The sequence below is a fragment of the Rhizobium sp. 11_C7_N12_5 genome, from assembly GCF_051811145.1.
GTDB classification, from domain to species: domain Bacteria; phylum Pseudomonadota; class Alphaproteobacteria; order Rhizobiales; family Rhizobiaceae; genus Rhizobium; species Rhizobium lusitanum.
The window spans coordinates 1,546,992-1,569,282 of the sequence record NZ_JBPWPY010000002.1 but is presented as its reverse complement, the minus strand read 5'-3'; the positions used below and the strand labels follow the sequence as shown (position 1 = coordinate 1,569,282).

Below are 22,291 nucleotides of genomic sequence, written 5' to 3'. Positions count from 1 at the left end.
GCCATGCAGGGACGGTGAATCGAATCCACTCACTAGCGAATCCAATTGTTCCAGCGTTGAAGCAACATTGCATTGTTGGCGTTGATCCAGTCCGCATCCGGCACGACAATGTAATCGCGAACATCCTCAGCGCTTGGCATGGTCTTTCTAACCTCCTCAGGGATCAGTGCAGCCGCCTCGATGCTGGGAGGAGTGCAGGACAGAATAGTGCAGGCCTGTGCCTGAGCTTCGGGAGAGTTTAGCCAGAAGGCAATCAGTTTCAGTGCATTGTCGTGATGGGGCGCACCTTTGATCAGTGCGATGCGATCGCCAACCAGAAAGGATGCCTTATAGGACCAGCCAATGGGCAGACCCTCAGTTTGCATCGCCTTTGCTCGCGTTAACCAGATCTGGCCGAGTGAATAATCGCCATTGCGGAAACCCTGCACGCTCTGATCGCCAGTCTTCCACCAGATCGAGACAGCTGGGCGGATTTGATCAAGCCTCTTCAACGCACGATCGACATCGAGAGGAAACAACTTGTCTCGCGGTACGCCATCGGACAGAAGGGCAGCTGCCATCACCCGCCAGGGATCGTCAAAGTTGGGAAACGCACGCCCACCCGGAAATTTCTTCGTATCCCACATATCCGCCCATGTCTCCGGCAGGGGATCGCCGACCTTGCCAACCCGATAGGCCAGCAGAGTGGCCGTCGACTGAAGAAGAGCGCCGCCGGCCACACAGGCGTGAGGTCCAAGATCCTTGCGGTCGATAAATTGGCGGCAGAACTCGGTGAGATCCTCCGTGACCTCACGATGTGCTTTTGAGGCTGCCTGTATCTCGCCGTCAAGGTATAGATCCCAGGTGACGTTGCCTGTCTTTACCATTGCACTGGCTTTGGCGCGCATTTCAGCATTGGTGGCGACAACCGTCACAACCTCGATGCCTGTGGCCTTGGTGAATGGGTCGAACCACGCCTCTTTAAGGGCCCGGTCATACGCCCCACCGGTTGAGGCGATGATGACTTGTCCTGCAGCTGTCGCCGATTGTGGAGGGGCAAGTAGCCCCAGGAGGCCGGCAGCAGCATAGGCCAATCGCCGGAGTTGGAATTTACGTGTCGGATAGCTTTCAGATGACATGGAATGTTCTCTTTGTGTGTGTTTTGAATTTGTTGGCTTCGGCGTCATTGACCGGCTTTGCGGGCGGTCAGCAGGTGTGTCGTTCCCATCAGAAGCAAGGAGACGGCGACGAAAACCGCAGACGCAGCGGCAATCACCGGCGTCAGATTGAAATCGATGTCTTCGAACATCTTACGCCCGATTGATTTTCCGCCGGTGTCCGAGATGAAAAAGGCGACAGTCGCCTCGTCGAATGATGCAAGGAAGGCGAAGACGGAGGCAGATGCGATGCCGGGCGCAATATTGGGCAGCACAACTCGAAAGAATGTCTGCAGCCGGTTTGCGCCACAGCTCAACCCCGCAAGCTCCAACGTCGGATCGAGGCGCTGGAGCGATGCCGTAACCGTAATAACGACATAGGGGATGGCAAGCACGGTATGTGCGATCAGAAAACCGATAAAGCTTCCAGTAAGCTGCAACGGTGAGAAGACTAGATATAGGGCAACGCCGAAGACGACATGCGGAACGATCATTGGCCCAACCGACAGGACCTGAAGCGCGTTTTTGAAGGGAAGATCCCCCCGGACGATGGCAAGCGACGCCATGGTTCCTATGATGGTGGCGCTTGCAGTTGTCGCAATTGCGATCTTGATACTAAACCATGTCGCCGCCATCCAGTCCGGATCACTGAAATAGACCTGATACCAGTGCCAGGTCAGTCCCTGCGGCGGGAACTGAATGTAATCGGTTTGGCTTAGCGACATCGGGATGATGAGCAGCGTCGGCAGAATTAGAAAGAACAGGATGCTTCCGACGAGCACGCCAGCACCGATGAGCGCTGCTGCCCTGCCAAGGGGATGCAAAGCCGCGAGCCTGAGCCTGCCGGTCGCAGCGAAAAGTGGTGGTAAGGTGGAAGATTGATCAATGAACACTGCTGAATCCTTTGCTGAAGGAAAGCGCCTTGCGAAATACGACGATGAAGACGATCGTCATGGCGAGAAGAACCGTCGACAGGGCGGCGGCAAATGGCCAGTCGAGTAGAACAGTGGTCTGCTGGCCGATCAGGTTCGCCATCAGCATCGAACCCGGGCCTCCGACCAGAGCCGGCGTGATGTAAAAGCCCAGCGCAAGAACGAAACACATGGTTGCGCCGGCAAAGACACCTGGGAGGCTGAGCGGCAAGGTCACGAAGAGGAAGGTCCGGATCGCCCCGGCTCCAAGATTGCGTGCCGCTCGGGCATAGTCCTGTGGGAGCATTTGCAAGGTGGAAAAGATTGGGACAATGACGAAGGGCAGGAGCACATGCGTCATCGCCAGCACGACGGCACCTTGCGTGTAGAGAAGCTTGAGCGGTCCATCCGTCAGGTTTGTCGCGACGAGTAATGAATTGACGATGCCGTGACGCTGAAGCAGCACGATCCAGGCATATGAGCGGATGAGAACCGAGGTCCATAACGGAATGAAGACGCATGCCGCAATGACCAAGGCCAGCCTCCCTTTGAGGCGGGCCATGGCAAGGGCGACGGGGTAGCCTAAGAAAACGCAACTAACGGTGACAGCAGTGGCGATTCCCACGGTATTCGCAAGAACGGCCGCGTAGAGAGGATCATCCAGAAGGCGCCCGTAATTGGCGAATAGGCCTCCGATAAAGCTGAGGGTGATTAACTTGGTCAAAGGATAAAGGAAGCCGATCGCATAGATCGCCAGAAGCGGCAAGACAAGTAGCCAGGAAGAGATGGCTGCATAGTGTCGTGCAGAACCGGGCCGCATCCACGTGGCCGGCCGTAACTGGTTTGTCGCGGTCGAAGGGGAAGCTGGCAAGGTCATGCGGCAAATCCTTCCTTGATCGGGAAGGTTTGCACCCTCGCTTCATCGATCAGCAGATTGACACTGCTTCCTTGTTCGAAGGCCGTCGCTTGTCCGGCGGGCAACTGCACCCGCAGGACAACGCTGGGCAATCTTGTGAGGCGGACAAGCAGGATGTTGGTCGAGCCGAAGAAGACAGATGCCTCTACGATTCCGGCACCCGTACTGTCGCGATTTTGACCTGATGGTGCCAGACTTATATGTTCGGGCCTGATGGCAAGATGAAGCGGCGAACCCTTTACCAAATGGATGGCACTGCCATCCGAAACGGTTGGAGCCCTCAACAGGAGGTCTTCCGCCACCTGAAATACATGTTTGCCGCTCTCGGTCCCGACATAAGTACCGGGCACGAAGTTCATCACGCCTATGAAGTCAGCGACGAAGGCGTTGGCAGGTTTGCCGTAAAGCTCGGTAGGCGTTCCTATCTGCTGCAATTCGCCTTGCCGCATGACCGCAACTCGATCGGACATCGCCAGAGCTTCGTCCTGATCGTGTGTGACATAGACAACGGTCGCGCCGAGTCGCTGCTGTATGCGTTTGAGCTCGAATTGCATCGCCTCGCGCAGCTTCTTGTCGAGTGCGCCAAGTGGCTCGTCCATGAGAATGACCGGCGGATCGAAGACCAGCGCTCGGGCAACTGCAACCCGCTGCTGTTGCCCGCCTGATAGTTGGTTCGGATAGCGATCCCGGTATTCGGACAGTTGAACGAGTTGAAGTATCTCCTCCAGTCGCGATTTAAGCGGCGCTCCCGAAAGCGCGCGGCGCATCTTCAGCGGAAAAGCAATGTTCTGTCCTACCGTCAGATGCGGAAACAACGCATATTTCTGAAAGACCATGCCGATATCACGACGGTTGGGTGGCAGAGGCGTGACGTCTTTGTCGCCAATGCGGATCGTCCCCGCGGTCGGCATCTCGAAGCCGGCAATCATTGTCAGCAGCGATGTCTTGCCGGATCCAGACGGACCGACGATCGAGACGAACTCGCCCGGTTCGATCTCCAGATTTGTGCATCTGACAGCCCAGATGTCTGCATAGCGTTTTTGGAGTTCCGAAAGGATCAATCTTCGGCCAATCAAATCATTACCCTCCTTCTGTTAAGTGAGAATTCCCCATTTTTTTCGCGCTGCCTTAGCCATCCGCGAACGGTGCTAGCCTCTTTTTGGCAGCCCTGCAGATCGCTTGAATGCAGAATTCATTGAACCAGCAACCCGGTGACAGTCACAAAGCGGGCTGCTAAAGCTATTTTGATGTGACAATCGCTTTGCGAAAACTTCACATAATCTTTTTGTTGCATCAAAATATTGGCCTGTCAACAGCGGGAACGGAAAATGATATTAGAACTGGGAGAAGGTGCGGGTTTGGATAGGCAGGCTAGCGGGTTGGGGGATACCGCATATCGGGAAATGAAGGAGCGCTTGATCCGAGGTGTCTATGAGCCCGGCTACAAGATGACGGTACGCGCCGTTGCTGAGGAGCTGGGGATCAGTTCGACGCCTGCTCGCGATGCCATCAATCGCCTGATCGGTGACGGCGCACTGGTTTACGCCGGTCCCAAGACGGTGATTGTTCCTGTTCTTAGGGAGTCGGATTTAAAGGAGATAACCTCGATCAGACTTGCTCTGGAGGGTCTTGCGGCCGAGCGGGCAGCTTTGCATGGGAATAGTCAAGATATTGATACATTACGACAAATTCAGGATGAAATAAATTCGGCTCTGGAGGTGGGTGACTACACGGCAGCGCTTCGGCACAACAAGGAATTTCATTTCTCGGTCTATCGCATGGCAGACCTTCCCTATCTAGTCTCAATGATCGAAGGGCTCTGGCTGCGCATCGGTCCGTCGCTCTACAACCTCTATCCGGAGTTTGCTGAAGAGAAGTACGGCGTGCGCAATCATGAGATGGCAATGGAGGCACTCGCTGAGCGTGATGGCGCCGCTTTGAGGGCCGCATTTGAGAGCGATATCCGCGATGGCTATCGCAGCCTGCGGCGCGCGGCGAGGAGAAACTTGCGCTCTTGATGTCAAAATTTTGATGCATTGACTTGACGGCGAGTAATTTTGTTGCAACAAAAATATAAAGGCGGTGCAAAGACACGCGTCTGAACTTGCAACAGAAAGCCTCCTATCATGTTTACGGACAAAGCTCAGGGACGAGGCTGGTCGGCTATTCGAGCCCGATCAGCTCATCTCTTTCGCCGGGGAAAAGGCGTTTTTCCGGCTGGTGTTACACGCTCCACGATCGAGAGGGATCCCATCCCGATTTACGTCGCCAAAGGCGAGGGAGCCTATGTCTGGGATGCGGACGGCAACCGTCTGCTCGACCTCAACAACAACTTTACGACATTGATCCATGGCCACGGTTTCGCGCCCGTCACGGAGGCCGTCGAAAAAGTCTTGAAAATGGGCACATGTTTCGCCAATCCCACGGAATATGAGATCGCGCTAGGCGAACTACTGGTCTCGCGCCTACCGGCGATGGAACAGGTGCGTTTCGTCAATAGTGGTACCGAAGCCGTCATGTTTGCCATCAAGGCTGCGCGGGCCTTCACCCGACGATCAGCAATTGTCCGCTTTGCGGGTTCCTATCATGGCGCCTATGACTGGGCCGAGGCCGGTCAGGGTGGCGTGATCGTAGACGACGCTTCCGGGAGAAATTTGCCTAAGCTCGGTTATCCCGGCGCGCCGCAATCGATCGCCGACAATGTCCTTGTTCTGAATTTCAACGATGTTGCCGGTATAGAGCATTCAATCGCGCCGAGAGCAAACGACGTCGCTGCCATTCTCATCGATCCGATGCCGAGCAGGGCAGGCCTGCTGCATCCGGCGCCCGACTTCATCGCAACAGTATCTGCCGTCGCCCGCAAATACGGCATTCTTGTCATTGCCGATGAAGTTCTCAATCTAAGGCAGGGTTTTGCCGGTGCTTCGGCCCGCTATGGTCTTGAACCGGATCTGATCACAGTCGGCAAGATCATCGGGGGCGGCTTTCCAGTGGGCGCCATTGGTGGCCGCACGGACGTCATGGCTGTGTTCGGTAGTGACGATGAGGCGCCGCTCCTTTCACAAGGCGGTACGTTTTCGGCGAATCCCGTGTCCATGGTTGCCGGAAAGGCTGCAATGGAGGCCATGACGCTCGAAGCCTTCGACCGTCTAGAGCGATTGGGGGATGGTTTGCGCAAGGGGTTGGCGGATGTAGTCCTGAAACGGAGCGCCCCGTTTTCAGTTTCCGGAGCGGCGTCTTTGTTTCGCATCCATCCGAGGAGGATCGCGCCGACGAGTTTCCATATCGCGACCATGACATCGGAGGAGAATGACGTCATGCGGGCGCTCTCGCGACATTTCCTGGCATGCGGGATTTTGCTGCCGTTCGGCGCCGCGGCATGCCTGTCGACACCGATGTCTGGCGCCGATGTCGAAAGCATTGTCGCAGTATTTGATGACTTTCTGGAAAAGAACAGCAGAACGGGTTGGGAGGGACGGTAATGAAGGAAACCTCAATGATGGGTACGGTCGCCGATCGGATCGCAGAAGCGCTCGGACGTCATGGTGTTGAAATGATTTTCGCCCAGAGCCTGCCGTCCGCGCTCATCCTTGCCGCCGAGGCGCGCGGCATTCGCCAGATTGCCTATCGGCAGGAAAACATGGGGGGAGCCATGGCGGATGGCTATGCCCGTAGCTCCGGAAAAGTCGGGGTTGTTGCCGCCCAGAATGGCCCGGCCGCGACCCTCCTTGTGCCGCCGTTTGCCGAGTGCCTGAAGGCGAGCATTCCGGTTGTAGCAATGGTCCAGGATGTTGAGCGTGACCAGACGGACAGGAACGCTTTCCAGGATTTTGATCAGATAGCCCTATTCCAATCCTGCACCAAATGGGTCCGGCGCGTCACAGTTGCTGAACGGGTCGACGACTACGTCGATGCGGCGTTCACTGCCGCCACCTCCGGTCGCCCCGGCCCAGTAGCCTTACTGTTGCCGGCTGACCTCTTACGTTCGCCCGCGCCCGTCGCCGGAGCACCCCGCATCAGCAATCTCGGACGATGGCCGCTTGATCGAACCCGACCATCGGATCACGATCTGCAAACAGCCGCCGAACGGATCGCCAATGCCCGATCGCCCGTCGTTCTTGCCGGCGGCGGTATCCATTGTGCTGGGGCAGCTGAAGAACTGGCACGTTTGCAGGATGAGGCAGGCCTGCCTATCTTCACGACCAATATGGGGAAGGGCGCTGTCAGCGAATTCCATCCACTGTCTGCCGGTGTCCTGGGCTCCCTGGTCGGCCCGCGATCCCTTGGCTTCTACAGCCATGAGCTTATGTCAGAAGCGGATCTGGTCGTCCTCATCGGGACTCGCACCAATCAGAACGGCACTGACAATTGGCGACAGATACCGGCCAAGGCAAGTGTGATCCATATCGATATAGATCCAACGGAGGTAGGCCGAAATTATGAGGCTCTCCGACTTGTCGGCGACGCGAGGGAAACATTGGCGGCGTTGCGCCAGTCGCTTGAAAGCTGCGACCTCGCGCTCAGACGAAACTTGCGCGCGCCTCTCGAAGAGCGGACTGCTTCATTCTGGCGACATTTCGATGAAGCGCGCCATACTCAGTATGCCTCGGTCGATTCTCCCATTCGTCCGGAGCGGGTCATGGCTGAGTTGCAGCCCTGGCTGCAGCGCGATATCGCAATCGTCGCGGACGCCAGCTATTCCTCCATGTGGATTCTTGGGCAGCTGAGGGCGCCACGGGCGGGCATGCGTTTCATCACACCGCGAGGCCTAGCCGGACTTGGATGGGGTTTTCCGCTTGCGCTCGGCGCTAAGGCTGCCGAGCCGAAGCGTCCAGTGGTCGCGGTCGTCGGCGACGGCGGTTTTGCCCATAGCTGGGCCGAGCTCGAAACGATGATGCGGATGCGTTTGCCGGTGACCATCATCGTGCTCAACAATGGCATTCTGGGTTTTCAGCGCGATGCCGAGACAGTGAAGTTCGGCCAATATACCTCCGCGTGCCATTTCGCCGAAGTCGATCACGCCGCGCTTGCGAAAGCCTGCGGATGCCCTTCGATCCGCATCAACGATCCCGCAGCACTCGCAGCAGCTCTGAAACGTGGCATCGAAGGAAACGAACCGCTGCTCATCGAAGTGATGACGGATCCAGAGGCACATCCACCCCTGTCACTGTTCGCTGAGATGGATCGTGCAGCATGACCTCGGCTTCTCGGCAAAAGCTTGCTGTCGTGACCGGCGGCAGCTCGGGAATCGGCTTGGCAACCGCTGCAAGCCTACTCGCGCATGGCTACAAAGTGGCTATTTTCGGGCAGCGCCGCGACCATGTTGCAGCCGCAGAGCAAATGCTTTCGGCGCGGTTCGGCGCTGAGAATGTCTTTGCTCGGACGGTGAACTTGGCCAAGCCGATACAGATACAACGGTTCTTCCATGCGCTGGAGCGCAAGTGGACCACGGCGGATATCCTCATAAGCAACGCGGGTATATCCCCAAAGGGCGAAAACGGTGCAACACCATTCCTACAAATCACCACCAACGAGTGGCACTCGGTTCTCGCGGTCAACCTGACTGGCGCAATGCGGTGTTGCCAGGCCGTCCTACCGCACATGATCGACCGTGATTTCGGGCGCATCGTGTTCATCAGTTCGATTGCTGGCCGCACGATTCCACAGATCTCGGGTGCAGCTTACGCCGCGTCGAAGTCAGCGCTTGCCGGGTTGGCTCGCTCGCTAGTGGCTGCCTCTGCCGGTCACCGCATTACCATCAATCTTGTCGCTCCCGGCAGGATTACGACGCAAATGGCAGGGGCACCAGACGGTGAGACCAACAGGGCTGCGCTTGCTCGCATTCCACTCGGACGGATCGGGACACCGGAGGATGTTGCAGCCGCCATCTGCTTTCTCGTCTCGGAAGAGGCGGGGTTCATCAATGGTGCCGTGCTGGATGTGAATGGCGGTGAGTTTGCTCCGCTATAAAACAAGCCGGAGGAGGAGATATGGATTTTCGAATTCTTGTCCATTCGCACGATGTGCAAATGTTTCTGCTTCTGCAACATCTTCTCGCCATTGACGGGTTTCCTGTCGCACTTGTGCGCACTTTAGACGAAACGGTGCGCGCACTGCGTGACGATAGCGTGCGAGTCGTCATCATGTATGGCGCGTCCTCTGAAATGGGCCCTGGGGGCTTGCGATCTCTCAAGATCGCACGGCCTGAAATCGCAATTGCTCTCCTTTGCAATGAATTCGACAAATTGAGGGATCCATTGTTCGAAAAGGATGGTGCCGATCTTGTTTTAACGCGCCCCTTTGATCCGGTTCGTCTCATCGCATTTCTTCGCTGCCTCAGGTCAGATGCTCTGATCGAAAAAAGCGGCGTCGCGGCAGAGGCCAATGTGCTTCGCTACGCCGACCTCGAAATGAATTCAGCTACCGCCAAGGTGCATAGAAGTGGTCACGATGTCCCATTGACCGCCTTGCAGTTCCGCCTGCTACGCCATCTCTTGCAAAATCCTGAAGCTGTTCAAAGCCGTGAGACGCTGATTGATGCAGCGTGGCCAGCGGATGCTGATGTTGAGCCACGGACGGTGGATATTCATATAGGTCTCATTCGCAAGGCACTTCGAATGTTGGGGCCGGATCTTATTCGTACTGTTCGTACGCGTGGCTATGCGCTGACCAACTAGTTCAGCCTGCGGGCTGAACGCTCCACTCCAAAGTAACGAGGCGCCCCGCGCGCCTGTTCTTCTGCTCGCCATTGTTGTAGTAGCTTGCCGCCCTGGGTCACAGTTTTATACAGGGATTGTTGCATGGCTCCTGCAGGGGAACGCCACGATGCGCCGCCTCGATCAGATCGCTGGATCGAAACCCGTGGACAAAAAACCTCCGGATCCAGACCCGCTCGCTTGCAACGTGCGTTCAAGATTGATCCTTTTGCCCCCATTGATCGATACGGCGGAAAACTTGGCCGGGCAAGGACCTAGCGCGAGTGCGGTGGCATATCAGCGGAATTTATGACCGGAGCGCCATAAAGGCCGTGTTCCCAAGGGATATCGACATGCGCTGTGATTTAAGCCGGCTTGGAACAGCGCTGATCTGGCCCTTTCAAGGAGAAAACGGCATATGGCCAGATCTCGGCAGACCGCACCAGCGCTGGGGTGCAATCAAAGCACGACGACCTTTGTACCGACGGCGACTCGGCCATAGAGATCCATCACATCCGGATTTGCCATGCGGATGCAGCCAGAGGATACCGCCTTGCCGATCGAGTTGGGCTCATTGGTGCCATGGATGCGGTAGAGGGTGGAACCGAGATAGAGCGCTCTCGCTCCAAGGGGATTATTGAGACCGCCATCCATGTAGTCAGGCAATTCCGGCCGGCGAGCGATCATTTCCTTGGGCGGCGTCCAGGTCGGCCACTCTGCTTTGCGGCTGATCGTCTCCGTGCCCTTCCAGGCGAAGCCCTGCTTGCCGACACCGATGCCGTATTTGAGGGCAGTTCCGTCGTTGAGCACGAGATAAAGGCGCTTTTCCTTTGTGGAGATCACGATTGTGCCAGGATCGTAGCCGGAAAAGGGGACAACCGTGCGCGGGATGGGTGACCGCGCCAGGCTCGCCCGCCTGTCATCTTTGACGCCAGAATTGAATTGGGGAGAGATCGCGCCTCGATCGATCGAAGCCCGCCGTTGTGGACGGGGTTGCGACGGGAAATCGCCGTTTTCGTCGTCATAATAGCCATAGGGGTCACCCCGATAGTAATAGTCATCGTCGAAACGACGATCATCGCGATAGCGCGGCGGCGCCTCCCGCCCATAGTGCGGAGTAGCATAGCCGCCATCCAGGTCATCGCCATAATCCGGCAAATACCGCCATTCCTGGGCATGCACGGAGACGCTTGTCATCAGCACAGCCAGAGCGGGCAAAAGGATCAGTCTTGAAGTCTTCATGTCACAACCAACTTCCCGAACAACGCACGGGGCTGCGCCCCGCGTCGGCGGGGTATGCGTGCCGCCGACAATTTCGGAAGCGACAGGCATAATTGTGGCAGCGGCGATCGAAAACGAAGATTTTGCGGACGGCGTCAGTAGAGCAATCGAGCTCGTATCGTTCCGGGGATCTGGCGAAGCGCATCAAGTATGTCATCGGCTGTCTGGCCGACGCCCTCGGCTTCGATGACCACGTAGCCCGTGTCGCCGTGCGTCTGCAGGAACTCACCGACGATATTAAGTGCGCGGGACGAAAAAATCGCATTCAGACTGTTTAGCATGCCAGGGCGATTTTCATGAACATGGATGAAACGCGTGCCGTTTGGACGTGGCGGCAATTGAACCTGGGGAAAATTGACGGCGCCCAGCGTCGAGCCGACGTCGGAATATTCCACAAGCTTCCTGGAGACCTCTCCTCCGATGCGCTCCTGGGCTTCTTCGGTCGAGCCGCCAATATGCGGCGTCAGTATGACATTGTCCAAACCCTGGAGCGGCGTTTCGAAACGCTCGTTGTTTGATGCCGGCTCCTTAGGGAATACGTCCACGGCTGCCCCCGCGAGATGTCCTTCTTTCAAAACCTTCGCAAGCGCTTCGAGATCCACTACGGTCCCGCGGGAGTTATTGATGAAAAGTGCTCCCTTTTTCATTCTGCGCAGTTCGGTCTCTGTTATCATGTTTTGCGTCGAACTGGTTTCGGGGACATGCATCGTCACGAAATCCGAGATTTCGAGAAGCTCGCCGAGGGTGGCCATCGATTCTGAATTGCCGTGGCGAAGCTTGTCTGAAGGATCGAAATAGCGCACGTTCATGCCCATGCTTTCCGCAAGAACGCTAAGCTGCGAACCGATGTTGCCATAGCCCACGATGCCAAGCGTTTTTCCACGCACCTCACGACTGCCGACAGCAGATTTGTCCCATCCGCCCTCATGCGCAGAAGCAGAACGCGGGAAAATCCGCCGCGTCAGCATTATGATCTCACCGATCACAAGCTCGGCAACCGAGCGGGTGTTCGAATAGGGAGCGTTGAAAACTGGGATGCCGCGTCGGCGGGCCGCATCCAGGTCGACTTGATTTGTCCCCACGGAAAAACAACCGACGGCAATAAGTTTTTTTGCGGAGCTGAAAATCTCCTCCGTCAGCTGGGTGCGCGAACGAATGCCGATAATGTGCGCCTCGGCTATATGGCTCTTGAGATCCTTGTCATCCAAGGCCTTCGGCAAATGCGTCACATTGACGTAGCCGGATGACGTAAAATAGTCCACGGCGCTCTGGCTGATGCCTTCAAGCAGAAGGACGGAAATCCGCTCGCGCGGGAGAGAAAGTTGTCGGGTCATTGAATTGCTTTCGATTTTCGAATTCGACGAAGCCGGGGTTGCTTGTCGGCCGTAAAGCTCGCAGATATGGCAAAATCTTTAGCGACCATCCAACGGAAAACGCAACAACAAACTCCACTCCGACGGCAGATAGGGAGGTGTCAGTCCGTCCAATCGCGCCGAAAGATCCGCTAGGAGACGACATTGACGCTGTCGCTTTGGAGGCTCAAAGCCATCACCATCGATACTTGATCAGGACCGATTGAATTGACGAAGACAGCCAGGCTCGCAACGCGGCGGATGTAGGACGTACGGGCTTCCGGCTGGTGCCAGCCAACGATATCAGTGGCCGGATGTAAGATTGGAGCGTGCAACCTTATGTTGAGAGACGATTACCTGAAAACTAAAAGTTGACAATCCGATACTGGTGGCCTATACGGTGATCGTCGATATTTGCTTGCTGAGCTTTGGTTACCGCGCGTTTGGCACCGCGCCCTGAACGAACCTTCCTTTCAAAAATCGCTACCACCATCCGCAACGCTTTCGTGTTGTGGTTTCTTTATTGCTATGAAAGGGTTCATCATGACCACTGGCACAGTTAAATGGTTTAATTCCACCAAGGGCTTCGGCTTCATCCAGCCTGACAATGGCGGCACCGATGCCTTCGTACACATCTCCGCTGTCGAACGCGCTGGTATGCGTGAGCTCGTCGAAGGCCAGAAGATCGGCTTCGAACTGGAGCGCGACGTCAAGTCGGGCAAAATGTCGGCCTGCAATCTCCAGGCTGCCTAAGGCACCCGGTATCGGCTTTCCCTTGACCACGGATGTACTGGCACTGTTGAGAGCATGATACCAAACCAAGGTCAGGCAGATTGCCTGGCCTTTTTTATTGCCGCATTGACCCAGCCTTAATCCAGGAAAAATCATGACACAGACATACAGCAAATCTCGCCAGAAGGCGGAGATCGCTTTCGGCAATGTCCAATCGCAATTCTTTGCCCGCAACAACGCCGTCGATGAACTCGACTTCCTTGCCCGTTCCCGCGAGGAAAAGACCCTGCGCCTTCGTGAAGCGCGTCTTGCAAAGGAACTGCAGGACCGCACCGCGGCGACCGCTTCCCTCCTGGCTAAACGCGCCAGGAAGCCCTGATCTATTTTAACCCGAATCCCAGGATAGACATTTGAAGAACTCCAGAAACACCGAGCTTTCCGATCGCCGCGCGGCAGCCGCGCAAGCAAAGACGGCTCTCCTGACTGCCTATCGCACGGCGCAGACGGCGGCCCAGCCGACCAGGTTGGCGCGGGAGGCGGAACGCGTGGCCGTGGCCGCGGCCCGGGAGGAGCGGCGTCTTGAACGCGAGCGGGTAAAGCTTGAGGAGCAAGAGCGGCTGGTAGCCGAGGCGGCCGAGCGGCAGGAAGCCGTAGTTGCTGCAGCCCGCGCCGAAACCGAAGCGCGTGAGACAGCCGAAAAAGGCCGTATGGCTCGCTTGATCGAAGATGAAGCCACTCGAAAGGCTGACCGCGATCGGCGCTACGCCAACCGCAAGGCCCGACAAGCTTAGTGGCACGTCTCTCTAAGGCCGGTAATCGACCCACCTCGGTTGTTAATCGGCCTTGCTGCACGACCCATCGGCCCAATCCTGCGCAAGGTATGTCGCTGCGTTGAATGACGGTCGCCTACGGCATCGTCGCGACTTCGAACTAAACCCAGCGCCGAATGAATCGCTGCTGAAAGTCTGTCGCCTACGGGAGCTTCCATCGTAGAAAATACGGGCGAGCTTCAGGCAATCAACACGGTCGGGCAGATCGCTATTCAGGAAATCCTGCGGATGGTCATCCGCTCGATGGCGCCCGAGGCAACTTTACGACAACGCCAAGGCGGAAAACTTCGTGAAGACGCTGGGGGTTGAAGCGGTGTATCCGCTGGCGTTCGAAACCAATGACGATGTCAACGAACATCTTCCCTACTTCGTCGAAGAGGTCTACACAAACGTCGGCTCCATTCAGCGCTCTGCTTCTTGGGTCACCAACAGTTCGAGCATTAGCACGTCTAGCAGATCAGCAACCTGATCCTTGCCCACCCCAAGGGGACTACTTCAACTTCAGGCAATTCGAGACCATGGTTTGATGAGAGAAGACTTCATTCAATCGCTCAACGAGGAGCTTGGCGCCGACGTTCTCTTTGGCGCAGACATTCCAGCACGTTTCCGCAATGACTGGGCAGGGCTTGAACCTGTCACGCCATTGGCCCTGGTGCGTCCGCGCACGACCGAACAAATATCAGCAACGCTCAGGCTTTGTGATCGTTTCAAGATTTCGGTCGTTCCCCAGGGCGGATTGACGGGTCTTGCTGGCGGCGCCCGCCCGATCGAAGGCGGCGTTGCGCTATCGCTCGACCGCATGAACGGCATTGACGAAATCGACCCTGTCATGGCGACGATGACGGTCCAGGCCGGTACGCCGCTCGGTGTCATCCAGAGGGCCGCGGAGGAAGCGGGGCTTTTCTTTGGGCTTGATCTTGGCGCGCGCGATTCCTGCGTCATCGGCGGAAATCTTTCCACCAATGCCGGCGGCAATCGCGTCATTCGCTTCGGCATGGCGCGCGAACACGTGCTTGGCCTTGAGGTGGTCTTGCCCGATGGTACGATCGTGCGCTCGCTCAACAAGATGCTGAAGAACAACGCCGGCTATGACCTAAAGCAGCTTTTCATCGGCTCCGAGGGGACGCTCGGTATCATCACCCGCGCTGTGCTGCGCCTACAGGCGAAGCCCGCGGCGCTCGCCAGCGCCTTGTGCGGCTGTTCCGGCTTTCCGGCCATGCTGGAGTTACTAAAGAGCGCCCGGTTGCGCATGGGTTCGGCGCTGATCGCTTTCGAGGTCATGTGGCCGAGCTTCTATGATTTCATGACTGGCAATCTACCCGAGCTGCGGCGGGCATTGTCCGAACCGCACGGTATCTATGTGCTGATCGAAGCAGGTGGGCGCGACGCGGACGAAAACCGGACGATGCTCGAACATATCCTGTCTGATGCCCTTGAAGAGGGTTGGGTGTCCGATGCGGTCCTGTCGTCCTCGGAGCGGGAAGCCCGCGAACTCTGGGCGGTTCGCGATAGCGTTTCGGAATATGGGCGGCTCATGGGACCTCAGACTGCGTTCGATGTCGGGCTCCCCACCAGCGTTGCCGGCAGCGTGGTGAGCGAGATTGAAGCGGCGATGAAAAATCGCTGGCCCGATGCAATTGCGCTCAGCTACGGCCATATCGGTGACAGCAACCTGCATTTCGTCTGCAACATCCCCTCGCTTGGCAATTCGCAGCCGCATAAGGAAATCACCGAGCTTGTGTTTACGGCTGTCGGCCGGGCGGGCGGCACGATTTCCGCCGAACACGGGATAGGCCTGCTGAAGAAGCCCTATCTCAAGCTCTCCCGCACGCCGCAAGAGTTGGCCCTGATGGAGCGCATCAAGCGCGCTATCGATCCGAACAATATTCTCAACACCGGTAAGGTGCTGACGATTTGAGCCGCCCGTCTCTGAAGCTAACTCGGTGGACATACCGGCGAAGCAAGCTTCGAGTTCCTGAGCTCGAACCGGACCGGGCCTCCATGTTTTCATCGATAGCGTCCTTGGAGATTACATGAATCACCTCAAGGGCGACAGGAAGGCGGCGGAGAAAAGTCGTAAGAGGCAATCTGTCATGGCGAGTGCGCGAGGCATAGAGGAACCAATCGGGCGCGATATGTTTTAAGTTTAAACTTGTTTTTTGCTCTGTATCGCTCGATACTGAAATCTCCGCGGTGGGCTTTGAATACCGGTTTGGCCTGTCACCGTTTTCTAGCGAGTACGGAGAGTTCGACATGGCCTTCGCCTATCTTGCCTTTTTCGAAAGCTCCGACGACGGTGACCTCGCAATTAGCGAAGCCGATCTCGCAACCGTTGCCGCAATCATCAAGACAACTCCCGGCCTTGCATCCGCGAATCTCTATACGCCCGAGACGACCAACGACATGTACAACAAGGTCGAGCGATCGCCGGTTCTTGGACTTCAGCTTTATTTCGATCAACTGACCACACTCGAAAGCGCCATCGGCCCTTCGGGCCATCTGCAGCAGCTCGCGGCCTTTGATGTTCTCACCAGCATAAGGGGTACCAAGGCGACGCAGCAGGCGATGTATGTGCGGCCGTTTCCGGTCGATGACGGCAAGCTGCGCACCGGTGACGGTCAGTTGCCATGCAGCTACGTGGTTCACTATCCCGGCCCCGCCGGGGATATGAATGCCTGGCTACACCACTATGTTAGCCACCATCCGCAGGTCATGCGCACCTTTCCGGATATCCGCCAGATCGAGGTTCTATCACGGGTCGACTGGTGCGGCTTCCTACCCTGGGAGCGCGTCAATCACATGCAGCGAAACCGGGTGATGTTCGATAACCCCGTCGCCCTACAGACCGCCTTGCAGTCTCCCGCGCGCGTTGCCATGCGGGAGGATTTCAAGACGCTTCCTCCCTTTGAAGGCGGCAATTCGCATTTTCCGATGGCGACACGGATCATCGTCCCATAAGCAAAGACGCACCTATTCGACCTGATAACCTGTCTCGGTCAATACCGGCGACCATTCGGCTTGGACGTCGTCCGGCGGCACGGAAGCGAGCAGGCTCTGCGTATAGGGATGCTGCGGGTTGGCGAAGACCGTTTCCGTCGCCCCGCTCTCCACCACCTCGCCGCGATACATCACCAGCACGCGGTCGCAGAGATAGCGCACGACGGAAAGGTCGTGCGAGATAAACATCATGGAGAAACCGTGTTCGTCCCGCAACTTCAATAGGAGATCCAGCAGTTGCGCCTGAACCGAGACATCGAGGCCCGATACGATCTCATCGGCGACCAGAATGCGCGGCACCGAGCAGAGGGCGCGGGCAATATTGACGCGTTGCTTCTGGCCACCGGACAGTTGTGAGGGGAAGCGCATCGCCGCATCCGGCGGCAGGCCGATTTCAGCGAGCAGCTCGGCGGCGCGATCCATGCGCTCTCGCTTGCTGGCGTGGAGGCCACTCGCCTCATTCGCCTGGGTGACGATGCTACCGACCTGGCGGCGCGGATTGAGCGCCGATTGCGGATCTTGAAACACCATCTGGATATGGTCGCGGCGATAAGCCTTTTCCGACGATCCATTGGCGGTAATGTCGCGGCCCGCAAGCGTGAGGCGACCTTCGGTCGCTGTATCCAGCCCGACGACAAGACGGGCGAGCGAGCTCTTGCCGCTACCGCTTTCTCCGACGATGCCAACGAATTCGCCTTCACCGAGCGTGAAATCGACGCCGTTGACTGCCCTAAACTTGGGGTTCCTGTTGAAGGGGCTCCAGGCGACCGTGTAGGCCTTGGTAAGCTTTTCGCCTTGCAGATAGTTCTTCGCTGTTTCGACGTTGCGGGCCGGAGCCAACGGCGGCGGCACGATCTCAGGCGTCTTTTCCGTGCGGATGCAGGCGGCGATATGGTCGGGTGCAATTTCCGCAAGCGGCGGCTCGGCCTCGGTGCAGGCGGCGACGGCATTCGGACAGCGGGAGGCAAAACGGCAGCCGGTAATATCCTTCAACACGCGCAGCCCCGGCATGCGCTCCGGCAGGATGTAGAGGCCGCGGCGCTCTCCACTGATGGTGGGATTGGCGAGTTGAAGACAGCGCGTATAGGGATGTGCCGGCGCCGAGAACAGTTGCTTGGCGGGTCCGCGCTCGGCCGGACGCCCGGCATAGAGCACCATGATCTCATCGCTGATCTGCGAAGCAAGCCGCAGGTCATGGGTGATGAAGATGACCGCCGTGCCGTCACGCTTCTGCATCTCGGCGATCAGCTTGACGATACGGGCCTGGATGGTGACGTCGAGGGCCGTTGTCGGTTCGTCGGCGATCAGCAGGCGCGGGCGGCTGGCAAAGGCCATGGCGATCAGGATGCGCTGGCACATGCCGCCGGAAAGCTCATGTGGGTATTTGCCAAGTAGCGCTGCGCCATGTGGCAGGTGCACCGCTTCGAATTCGGCAAGCGCCCGCTGCCGCCAGTGTTCGCCCGGAGCAAGGCCAATTCGCAAGAGATGTTCCCTCATCTGCTGACCGACGGTCAGCACGGGGTTGAGGCCGGACAGGGGCTCCTGCGGGATGAAGGCGATGTCCCGACCGAGCAGATTGCGACGGCGCTCCGACGCCATTGCTACAAGGTCCTCACCGGCGAATTCTAGTGTCCCCTTGGTGACGGCGAAGCCGCTCGGGAGGAACTGCGAAATAGCGCGGCCGATCATCGACTTTCCGGCGCCGGACTCGCCGACGAGGCCGAGAATCATGCCCGGTACCAGCGTGAAGTTGAGATCGCTCAGGACGGGAAAGGACTCTTTGCCCCCGAATGAGTCTACACAGAGGTTTCGTGCGGCTAATATGGTCATGTCAGGTCCTCTCCGTCTGCGTCAGGCGCGTGTCGAGGGATCGGCGCAGACCGTCTCCGAGAATGTTGAAGCCGAAGACGGCAAAGAAGATCGCGAAAACCGGACAGAGAAGATTGAGTGGCGCCTCGTAAATGTTCTGCCGGGCGTCGGCGATCATCTGTCCCCAGGCGGGCGTGTCTGCACCGACGCTCATGCCGACGAAGGAGAGGATCGCCTCGACGATGACGGCGACGCCCATTTCCAGGCTCATGAGCGTGATCAGCAGCGGCAGTGTGCCGGGCAGGATTTCGCGCGTGATCGTGCGCCAATGGGAAAAGCCGACGAGCTGGGCGGCGGCCACATAGTCCCGCCGTCGCAGCACCAGCACCTCGCTGCGTAGCACCCGGCAAAAGCGCGTCCAGTCGACGAGCACGATTGCGAGGATCACATTGCGAATGCCGGTGCCGAGGCCGACCATCAGGATCAACGACAGGATGACGGGCGGGAAAGAGAGCCAGATTTCCACGACGCGCCCGATCAGCCAATCGACCCAGCCGCCGAAATAGCCGGCGATATGCGCCAGGATCGCGCCGATGATCATGGCGCCGAACGAGGCGATGAAGGCGACGGTGAGCGCAACGCGCGTGCCGAAGATCAGGCGCGAGAGGATGCAGCGTCCGAGGCTGTCGGTGCCGAGCGGAAACATCGCGTCGCTGCCATCCGCCCAGGCAGGCGGCGTCAGGATGGACAAGAGGTTCTGTTCATTCGGATCGTTGGGTGCGATCCAAGGCGCGAAAATCGCGCAGACCGCCAGGATGGCGATGATGACGAGGCCTGTCTGAACGCGGCCGGATCTCAACCAGAGCGGAAGATGTTTCATTATCAGCGCGCCGTCAGTTTTGGGTTGAGGATCAGGTAAAGACTATCGACCACGGTATTGATGACGAGGACGGCGACGCAATAGGTCAGGCCCGCGCCCTGAATGATCGGCAGATCGGCATTACGGATCGCATCGACCATCAGATTGCCCATGCCGGGGTAGGAATAGATGAGTTCCACCAGGAGCGTGCCGCCGAACAGAAAGCCGAACTGCACGCCCATCAGGCTGAGTGTCGGTAGGATGGCGTTCTTGAGCGCGTGGCGGATGAGGATGCGTTTCTCCGACAGGCCGCGCAGCCGCGCCTGCTGAATATAATCATCCTGATAGGCGTCGAGCAGGCTCGATCGCAGCACGCGCATGAGCGACGGCGAAAGCGCGATGCCGAGCGCGAGGCTCGGCAGTATCATATGCTTGATCGCGTCCCAGAAGACCGCAATGTTGCCGGTGATGAGGCTATCGAGCAGAAGAAAACCCGTCATCACCGGTCGCTCGAAGCCGGGGCTGAGGCGTCCGGTAAACGGCAGGAGATTGAAGAAGACGCCGAAAATCAGGAGCAGGAACAGGCTCCACAGGAACTCCGGCAGCGACAGAAGCAGGATGGAGAGGAAATCCATCGCGGCTTCTGCGCGCGTTCCGCGCACGTAGAACAGGAAAAGCCCGCCGGCGAGGCCGAAGACAGTGGCAACGACCATGGCGAGCACCGCCAGCTCGATGGTCGCGGGCAGCGTCGAACCGATCAGCGAGGACACGTCCTGGCGGAAATGGATCGAGCGACCGATATCGCCATGCAGGAGCTTGACGAGCCAAATGCCGTATTGCTCGATGAGCGGCCGGTCGAACCCCATCTCCTTGCGCATCGCCTCGATCTCTTCGACCGTCGCATTCGGTGGCATCGACATTGCCGCCGGATCGACCGGCAGGACGCGCAGGATGCAAAAGAGAAGCGCGGACACGATGAGCAGGATCGGTATCGCGGTCAGAAGACGTTTTACCAGCAGTTTGGCGATGGTCACGAACATGCGCATGCCTTGTCTTACGAAGCCAGGAAGGCAGCCCGGAGCGAACCCCGGACCCCATGGTCTTTCAAGCTATGCAGCGCAAACTCACGACCACGACATGGTGTTGCCCAGGATCCAGGCGTTGCCATACTTGGCGTAAGCGAGGTTCTTTTTGCGGACCAATGTCTGGACGCTCTGCAGGAGCGGAATGGTGGCTCCGGTTTCGACGGCTTCTTTTGCAAGATCCCGGTAGCCGGCCACGCGCTTGTCATAGACAGGCTCGGCGAAGAGGTTGAGAACTTTCTGGCCGATCTCCATTCCCTTCCATGCGCCGAACGGCATTTTTGGATTCAGCAGATAGCCGGAGAAGATCTCGGGGTCACCCGTGGCGTTGTCGAAGCTATAGAGGGTCGCCTCCGGCAGTTTGCCGCCACGATTGAGCTCGAAATACTTCGAATATTCGATCTGCTGTATCTCGCACTTGATGCCGACCTTTCCCCACATCTGAACAAGCGCGCGGGCGATGTCGAAATCGCTGGGGAACTGGCCGTTGGTGGCCGCAAGCGTGATGGTTGCAGGCTTGTCGGCGCTGAAGCCGGACTTGGCGAGCAGCTCCTTGGACAGGGCTGGATCGTATTTGAAGCTGTAACCTTCGACGAAACCTGGTGTGCCAGGCGTCGCGGGAACCGAGAGTGGGACGGCCGCACCGCCATAGAAAGCCTTGGAAAGGGCAGCCTTGTCGATGGCGTGGTGTGCGGCAAGCCGGACATTCTCGTCGGCAAAGCCCATGTCGTTGCGGATCTGCAGCAGGATGATGCGGGTGAACGGATTGATTTCGGCGGTGAGCCCCTCCACCTTGCCGAGACGTTCGGCCTCACGGACGGGGATGTTGACGGTGAGGTCGATCTGGCCGGACTGGATGGCGGCGGTGCGCGCCGAAGGATCCTTGATGATTTCGATGGTGACGTTCTTGATCTTCGGCTTTGCGCCGAAATAATCATCGTTGCGCTGAAGCACGATGCGTGAGTTCATCTGGTAGTCGACGAGCTTGTAGGGTCCAGTGCCGACGGGCTTTTTCAGGAACCCATCCTGGCCGACGGATTCCATGTATTTCTTCGGAACGAGATAGCTTCCGAGAAAAGCCAGCCATTGCGGCGCGGTCGGTGTCGGTGCCGAGAATTTCATGATGCCGCTGGTCGGCGACGTAACTTCGATCGCGGTCAGATTGCGCCAGGAATTGGCGATATCGAGCTTCAGGCCGGATTTGATGCGATCGACGAAGGTGTAGCTGAAGTCATCCATCGTCATCGGATCGCCATTGTGGAACTTGACATCGTTGCGGATCTCGAACGGCATGGAAAGACCGTCGGTGGCAAGGTCCCACTTGGTAATGAGATTGGGGATGAGCTTCAGATCGGGCGACTGATCGAGCGGCTGGTCAAAGACCAGCTTGAAGATCGGCTGCGCATCCGGAACGAAGCGCTGGTTCGGATCCCAGGACGGCACGTCGCTTGGCCAGCCGATGGAGACGCTGTCGGTGTCCGCCGCATAGGTGAAGCTTGCGCGCGAGAGCACGGCGCCGCTGACTGCAGCAAGGCCGAGCATCTGCAGGAGATTTCTGCGGTCTAGTTCAAAAGTCATCACGATCCCTCTGGTGTGCACACCTGGCCTTGCTGCTCTGTGCAGCGATAGGGGCCGGTGAGCCTGCGGCGGTTGTTGAACGCAAGCCTGCAATCTTGCCGAGGGCTTTTTGG

General features: G+C 57.9%; 21 protein-coding genes. 11 read left to right on the top strand and 10 right to left on the bottom strand.

Annotated features, from left to right (window positions below; all coding sequences use genetic code 11):
• Positions 1–32 precede the first annotated feature (32 nt).
• From AB8B29_RS26390 to AB8B29_RS26375, 4 genes are read right to left on the bottom strand one after another with little or no spacing between them, the layout of a single operon-like run.
• Entirely contained in the window at positions 33–1,118 is a 1,086-nt protein-coding gene (locus AB8B29_RS26390; protein ID WP_168596008.1) for an extracellular solute-binding protein, read from the bottom strand.
• Positions 1,119–1,162: 44 nt separating this feature from the next.
• A complete protein-coding gene (locus AB8B29_RS26385) occupies positions 1,163–1,960 on the bottom strand; it encodes an ABC transporter permease (RefSeq protein WP_047555902.1) in 798 nt (265 codons plus the stop codon).
• Between the two features lie 58 nt (positions 1,961–2,018).
• On the bottom strand, positions 2,019–2,924 hold the full coding sequence (locus tag AB8B29_RS26380) for an ABC transporter permease (protein ID WP_439006828.1): 906 nt from the start codon (positions 2,922–2,924) through the stop codon (positions 2,019–2,021).
• Positions 2,921–4,039 (bottom strand): ABC transporter ATP-binding protein, encoded by a 1,119-nt coding sequence (locus AB8B29_RS26375; protein WP_112442189.1) that lies wholly within the window; start codon positions 4,037–4,039, stop codon positions 2,921–2,923. The genes AB8B29_RS26380 and AB8B29_RS26375 overlap by 4 nt, the downstream gene beginning before the upstream one ends.
• A gap of 252 nt (positions 4,040–4,291) precedes the next feature.
• On the opposite strand from AB8B29_RS26375, the gene AB8B29_RS26370 reads away from it, so the two are divergent.
• The 5 genes from AB8B29_RS26370 (at position 4,292) to AB8B29_RS26350 (ending at position 9,640) form a co-directional block, all read left to right on the top strand.
• A complete protein-coding gene (locus AB8B29_RS26370) occupies positions 4,292–4,981 on the top strand; it encodes a GntR family transcriptional regulator (RefSeq protein ID WP_112442191.1) in 690 nt (229 codons plus the stop codon).
• Positions 4,982–5,089: 108 nt separating this feature from the next.
• Positions 5,090–6,445, top strand: a complete 1,356-nt coding sequence (locus tag AB8B29_RS26365) for an aspartate aminotransferase family protein (RefSeq protein ID WP_439006827.1) — start codon at positions 5,090–5,092, stop codon at positions 6,443–6,445.
• The gene (locus AB8B29_RS26360) at positions 6,445–8,160 is read left to right on the top strand and encodes an acetolactate synthase catalytic subunit (RefSeq protein ID WP_439006825.1); all 1,716 of its coding nucleotides are present in this window, start codon (positions 6,445–6,447) and stop codon (positions 8,158–8,160) included. Before AB8B29_RS26365 ends, AB8B29_RS26360 begins: the two co-directional genes overlap by 1 nt.
• Positions 8,157–8,933 carry a 3-oxoacyl-ACP reductase FabG gene (gene fabG / locus AB8B29_RS26355; RefSeq protein ID WP_439006824.1) on the top strand — a complete coding sequence of 259 codons (777 nt, stop codon included), beginning with the start codon at positions 8,157–8,159 and terminating at the stop codon, positions 8,931–8,933. The genes AB8B29_RS26360 and fabG overlap by 4 nt, the downstream gene beginning before the upstream one ends.
• A 20-nt stretch (positions 8,934–8,953) precedes the next feature.
• Positions 8,954–9,640, top strand: a complete 687-nt coding sequence (locus tag AB8B29_RS26350; RefSeq protein WP_112442199.1) for a response regulator transcription factor — start codon at positions 8,954–8,956, stop codon at positions 9,638–9,640.
• A gap of 477 nt (positions 9,641–10,117) precedes the next feature.
• Here the strand turns inward: AB8B29_RS26350 and AB8B29_RS26345 are convergent, their stop codons facing one another.
• Complete coding sequence (locus tag AB8B29_RS26345) at positions 10,118–10,627, bottom strand: L,D-transpeptidase (protein WP_439006923.1); 510 nt, start codon at positions 10,625–10,627, stop codon at positions 10,118–10,120.
• 407 nt (positions 10,628–11,034) lie between these two features.
• Entirely contained in the window at positions 11,035–12,273 is a 1,239-nt protein-coding gene (gene serA / locus AB8B29_RS26340; protein WP_112442204.1) for a phosphoglycerate dehydrogenase, read from the bottom strand.
• 561 nt (positions 12,274–12,834) lie between these two features.
• On the opposite strand from serA, the gene AB8B29_RS26335 reads away from it, so the two are divergent.
• The 6 genes from AB8B29_RS26335 (at position 12,835) to AB8B29_RS26310 (ending at position 16,811) form a co-directional block, all read left to right on the top strand.
• Positions 12,835–13,044 carry a cold-shock protein gene (locus tag AB8B29_RS26335; protein ID WP_037191038.1) on the top strand — a complete coding sequence of 70 codons (210 nt, stop codon included), beginning with the start codon at positions 12,835–12,837 and terminating at the stop codon, positions 13,042–13,044.
• A gap of 133 nt (positions 13,045–13,177) precedes the next feature.
• On the top strand, positions 13,178–13,402 hold the full coding sequence (locus tag AB8B29_RS26330; protein ID WP_047555713.1) for a hypothetical protein: 225 nt from the start codon (positions 13,178–13,180) through the stop codon (positions 13,400–13,402).
• A 31-nt stretch (positions 13,403–13,433) separates the two neighbouring features.
• Entirely contained in the window at positions 13,434–13,814 is a 381-nt protein-coding gene (locus AB8B29_RS26325; protein WP_047555715.1) for a DUF6481 family protein, read from the top strand.
• A gap of 328 nt (positions 13,815–14,142) precedes the next feature.
• Positions 14,143–14,322 (top strand): hypothetical protein, encoded by a 180-nt coding sequence (locus AB8B29_RS26320; protein ID WP_131511974.1) that lies wholly within the window; start codon positions 14,143–14,145, stop codon positions 14,320–14,322.
• 57 nt (positions 14,323–14,379) lie between these two features.
• Positions 14,380–15,771, top strand: a complete 1,392-nt coding sequence (locus AB8B29_RS26315; protein WP_439006823.1) for an FAD-binding oxidoreductase — start codon at positions 14,380–14,382, stop codon at positions 15,769–15,771.
• Positions 15,772–16,106: 335 nt separating this feature from the next.
• Positions 16,107–16,811 (top strand): hypothetical protein, encoded by a 705-nt coding sequence (locus tag AB8B29_RS26310; protein WP_113084765.1) that lies wholly within the window; start codon positions 16,107–16,109, stop codon positions 16,809–16,811.
• Between the two features lie 12 nt (positions 16,812–16,823).
• On the opposite strand, the gene AB8B29_RS26305 is transcribed toward AB8B29_RS26310, so the two are convergent.
• The 4 genes from AB8B29_RS26305 to AB8B29_RS26290 form a co-directional block, all read right to left on the bottom strand.
• Complete coding sequence (locus AB8B29_RS26305; RefSeq protein ID WP_439006822.1) at positions 16,824–18,680, bottom strand: dipeptide ABC transporter ATP-binding protein; 1,857 nt, start codon at positions 18,678–18,680, stop codon at positions 16,824–16,826.
• Position 18,681: 1 nt separating this feature from the next.
• Entirely contained in the window at positions 18,682–19,539 is an 858-nt protein-coding gene (locus AB8B29_RS26300; protein ID WP_092575363.1) for an ABC transporter permease, read from the bottom strand.
• A 2-nt stretch (positions 19,540–19,541) separates the two neighbouring features.
• A complete protein-coding gene (locus AB8B29_RS26295; protein ID WP_439006821.1) occupies positions 19,542–20,564 on the bottom strand; it encodes an ABC transporter permease in 1,023 nt (340 codons plus the stop codon).
• Between the two features lie 78 nt (positions 20,565–20,642).
• Entirely contained in the window at positions 20,643–22,178 is a 1,536-nt protein-coding gene (locus tag AB8B29_RS26290; protein ID WP_439006820.1) for an ABC transporter substrate-binding protein, read from the bottom strand.
• Positions 22,179–22,291 lie beyond the last annotated feature (113 nt).

Bases quoted from the DNA above. Each gene is read 5' to 3' on its own strand.
- AB8B29_RS26390 (WP_168596008.1), bottom strand. From the start codon at position 1,118: ATGTCATCTGAAAGCTATCCGACACGTAAATTCCAACTCCGGCGATTG.
- AB8B29_RS26380 (WP_439006828.1), bottom strand. From the start codon at position 2,924: ATGACCTTGCCAGCTTCCCCTTCGACCGCGACAAACCAGTTACGGCCG.
- AB8B29_RS26370 (WP_112442191.1), top strand. From the start codon at position 4,292: ATGATATTAGAACTGGGAGAAGGTGCGGGTTTGGATAGGCAGGCTAGC.
- AB8B29_RS26365 (WP_439006827.1), top strand. From the start codon at position 5,090: ATGTTTACGGACAAAGCTCAGGGACGAGGCTGGTCGGCTATTCGAGCC.
- AB8B29_RS26360 (WP_439006825.1), top strand. From the start codon at position 6,445: ATGAAGGAAACCTCAATGATGGGTACGGTCGCCGATCGGATCGCAGAA.
- fabG (WP_439006824.1), top strand. From the start codon at position 8,157: ATGACCTCGGCTTCTCGGCAAAAGCTTGCTGTCGTGACCGGCGGCAGC.
- AB8B29_RS26350 (WP_112442199.1), top strand. From the start codon at position 8,954: ATGGATTTTCGAATTCTTGTCCATTCGCACGATGTGCAAATGTTTCTG.
- serA (WP_112442204.1), bottom strand. From the start codon at position 12,273: ATGACCCGACAACTTTCTCTCCCGCGCGAGCGGATTTCCGTCCTTCTG.
- AB8B29_RS26335 (WP_037191038.1), top strand. From the start codon at position 12,835: ATGACCACTGGCACAGTTAAATGGTTTAATTCCACCAAGGGCTTCGGC.
- AB8B29_RS26330 (WP_047555713.1), top strand. From the start codon at position 13,178: ATGACACAGACATACAGCAAATCTCGCCAGAAGGCGGAGATCGCTTTC.
- AB8B29_RS26315 (WP_439006823.1), top strand. From the start codon at position 14,380: ATGAGAGAAGACTTCATTCAATCGCTCAACGAGGAGCTTGGCGCCGAC.
- AB8B29_RS26310 (WP_113084765.1), top strand. From the start codon at position 16,107: ATGGCCTTCGCCTATCTTGCCTTTTTCGAAAGCTCCGACGACGGTGAC.
- AB8B29_RS26305 (WP_439006822.1), bottom strand. From the start codon at position 18,680: ATGACCATATTAGCCGCACGAAACCTCTGTGTAGACTCATTCGGGGGC.
- AB8B29_RS26300 (WP_092575363.1), bottom strand. From the start codon at position 19,539: ATGAAACATCTTCCGCTCTGGTTGAGATCCGGCCGCGTTCAGACAGGC.
- AB8B29_RS26295 (WP_439006821.1), bottom strand. From the start codon at position 20,564: ATGCGCATGTTCGTGACCATCGCCAAACTGCTGGTAAAACGTCTTCTG.
- AB8B29_RS26290 (WP_439006820.1), bottom strand. From the start codon at position 22,178: ATGACTTTTGAACTAGACCGCAGAAATCTCCTGCAGATGCTCGGCCTT.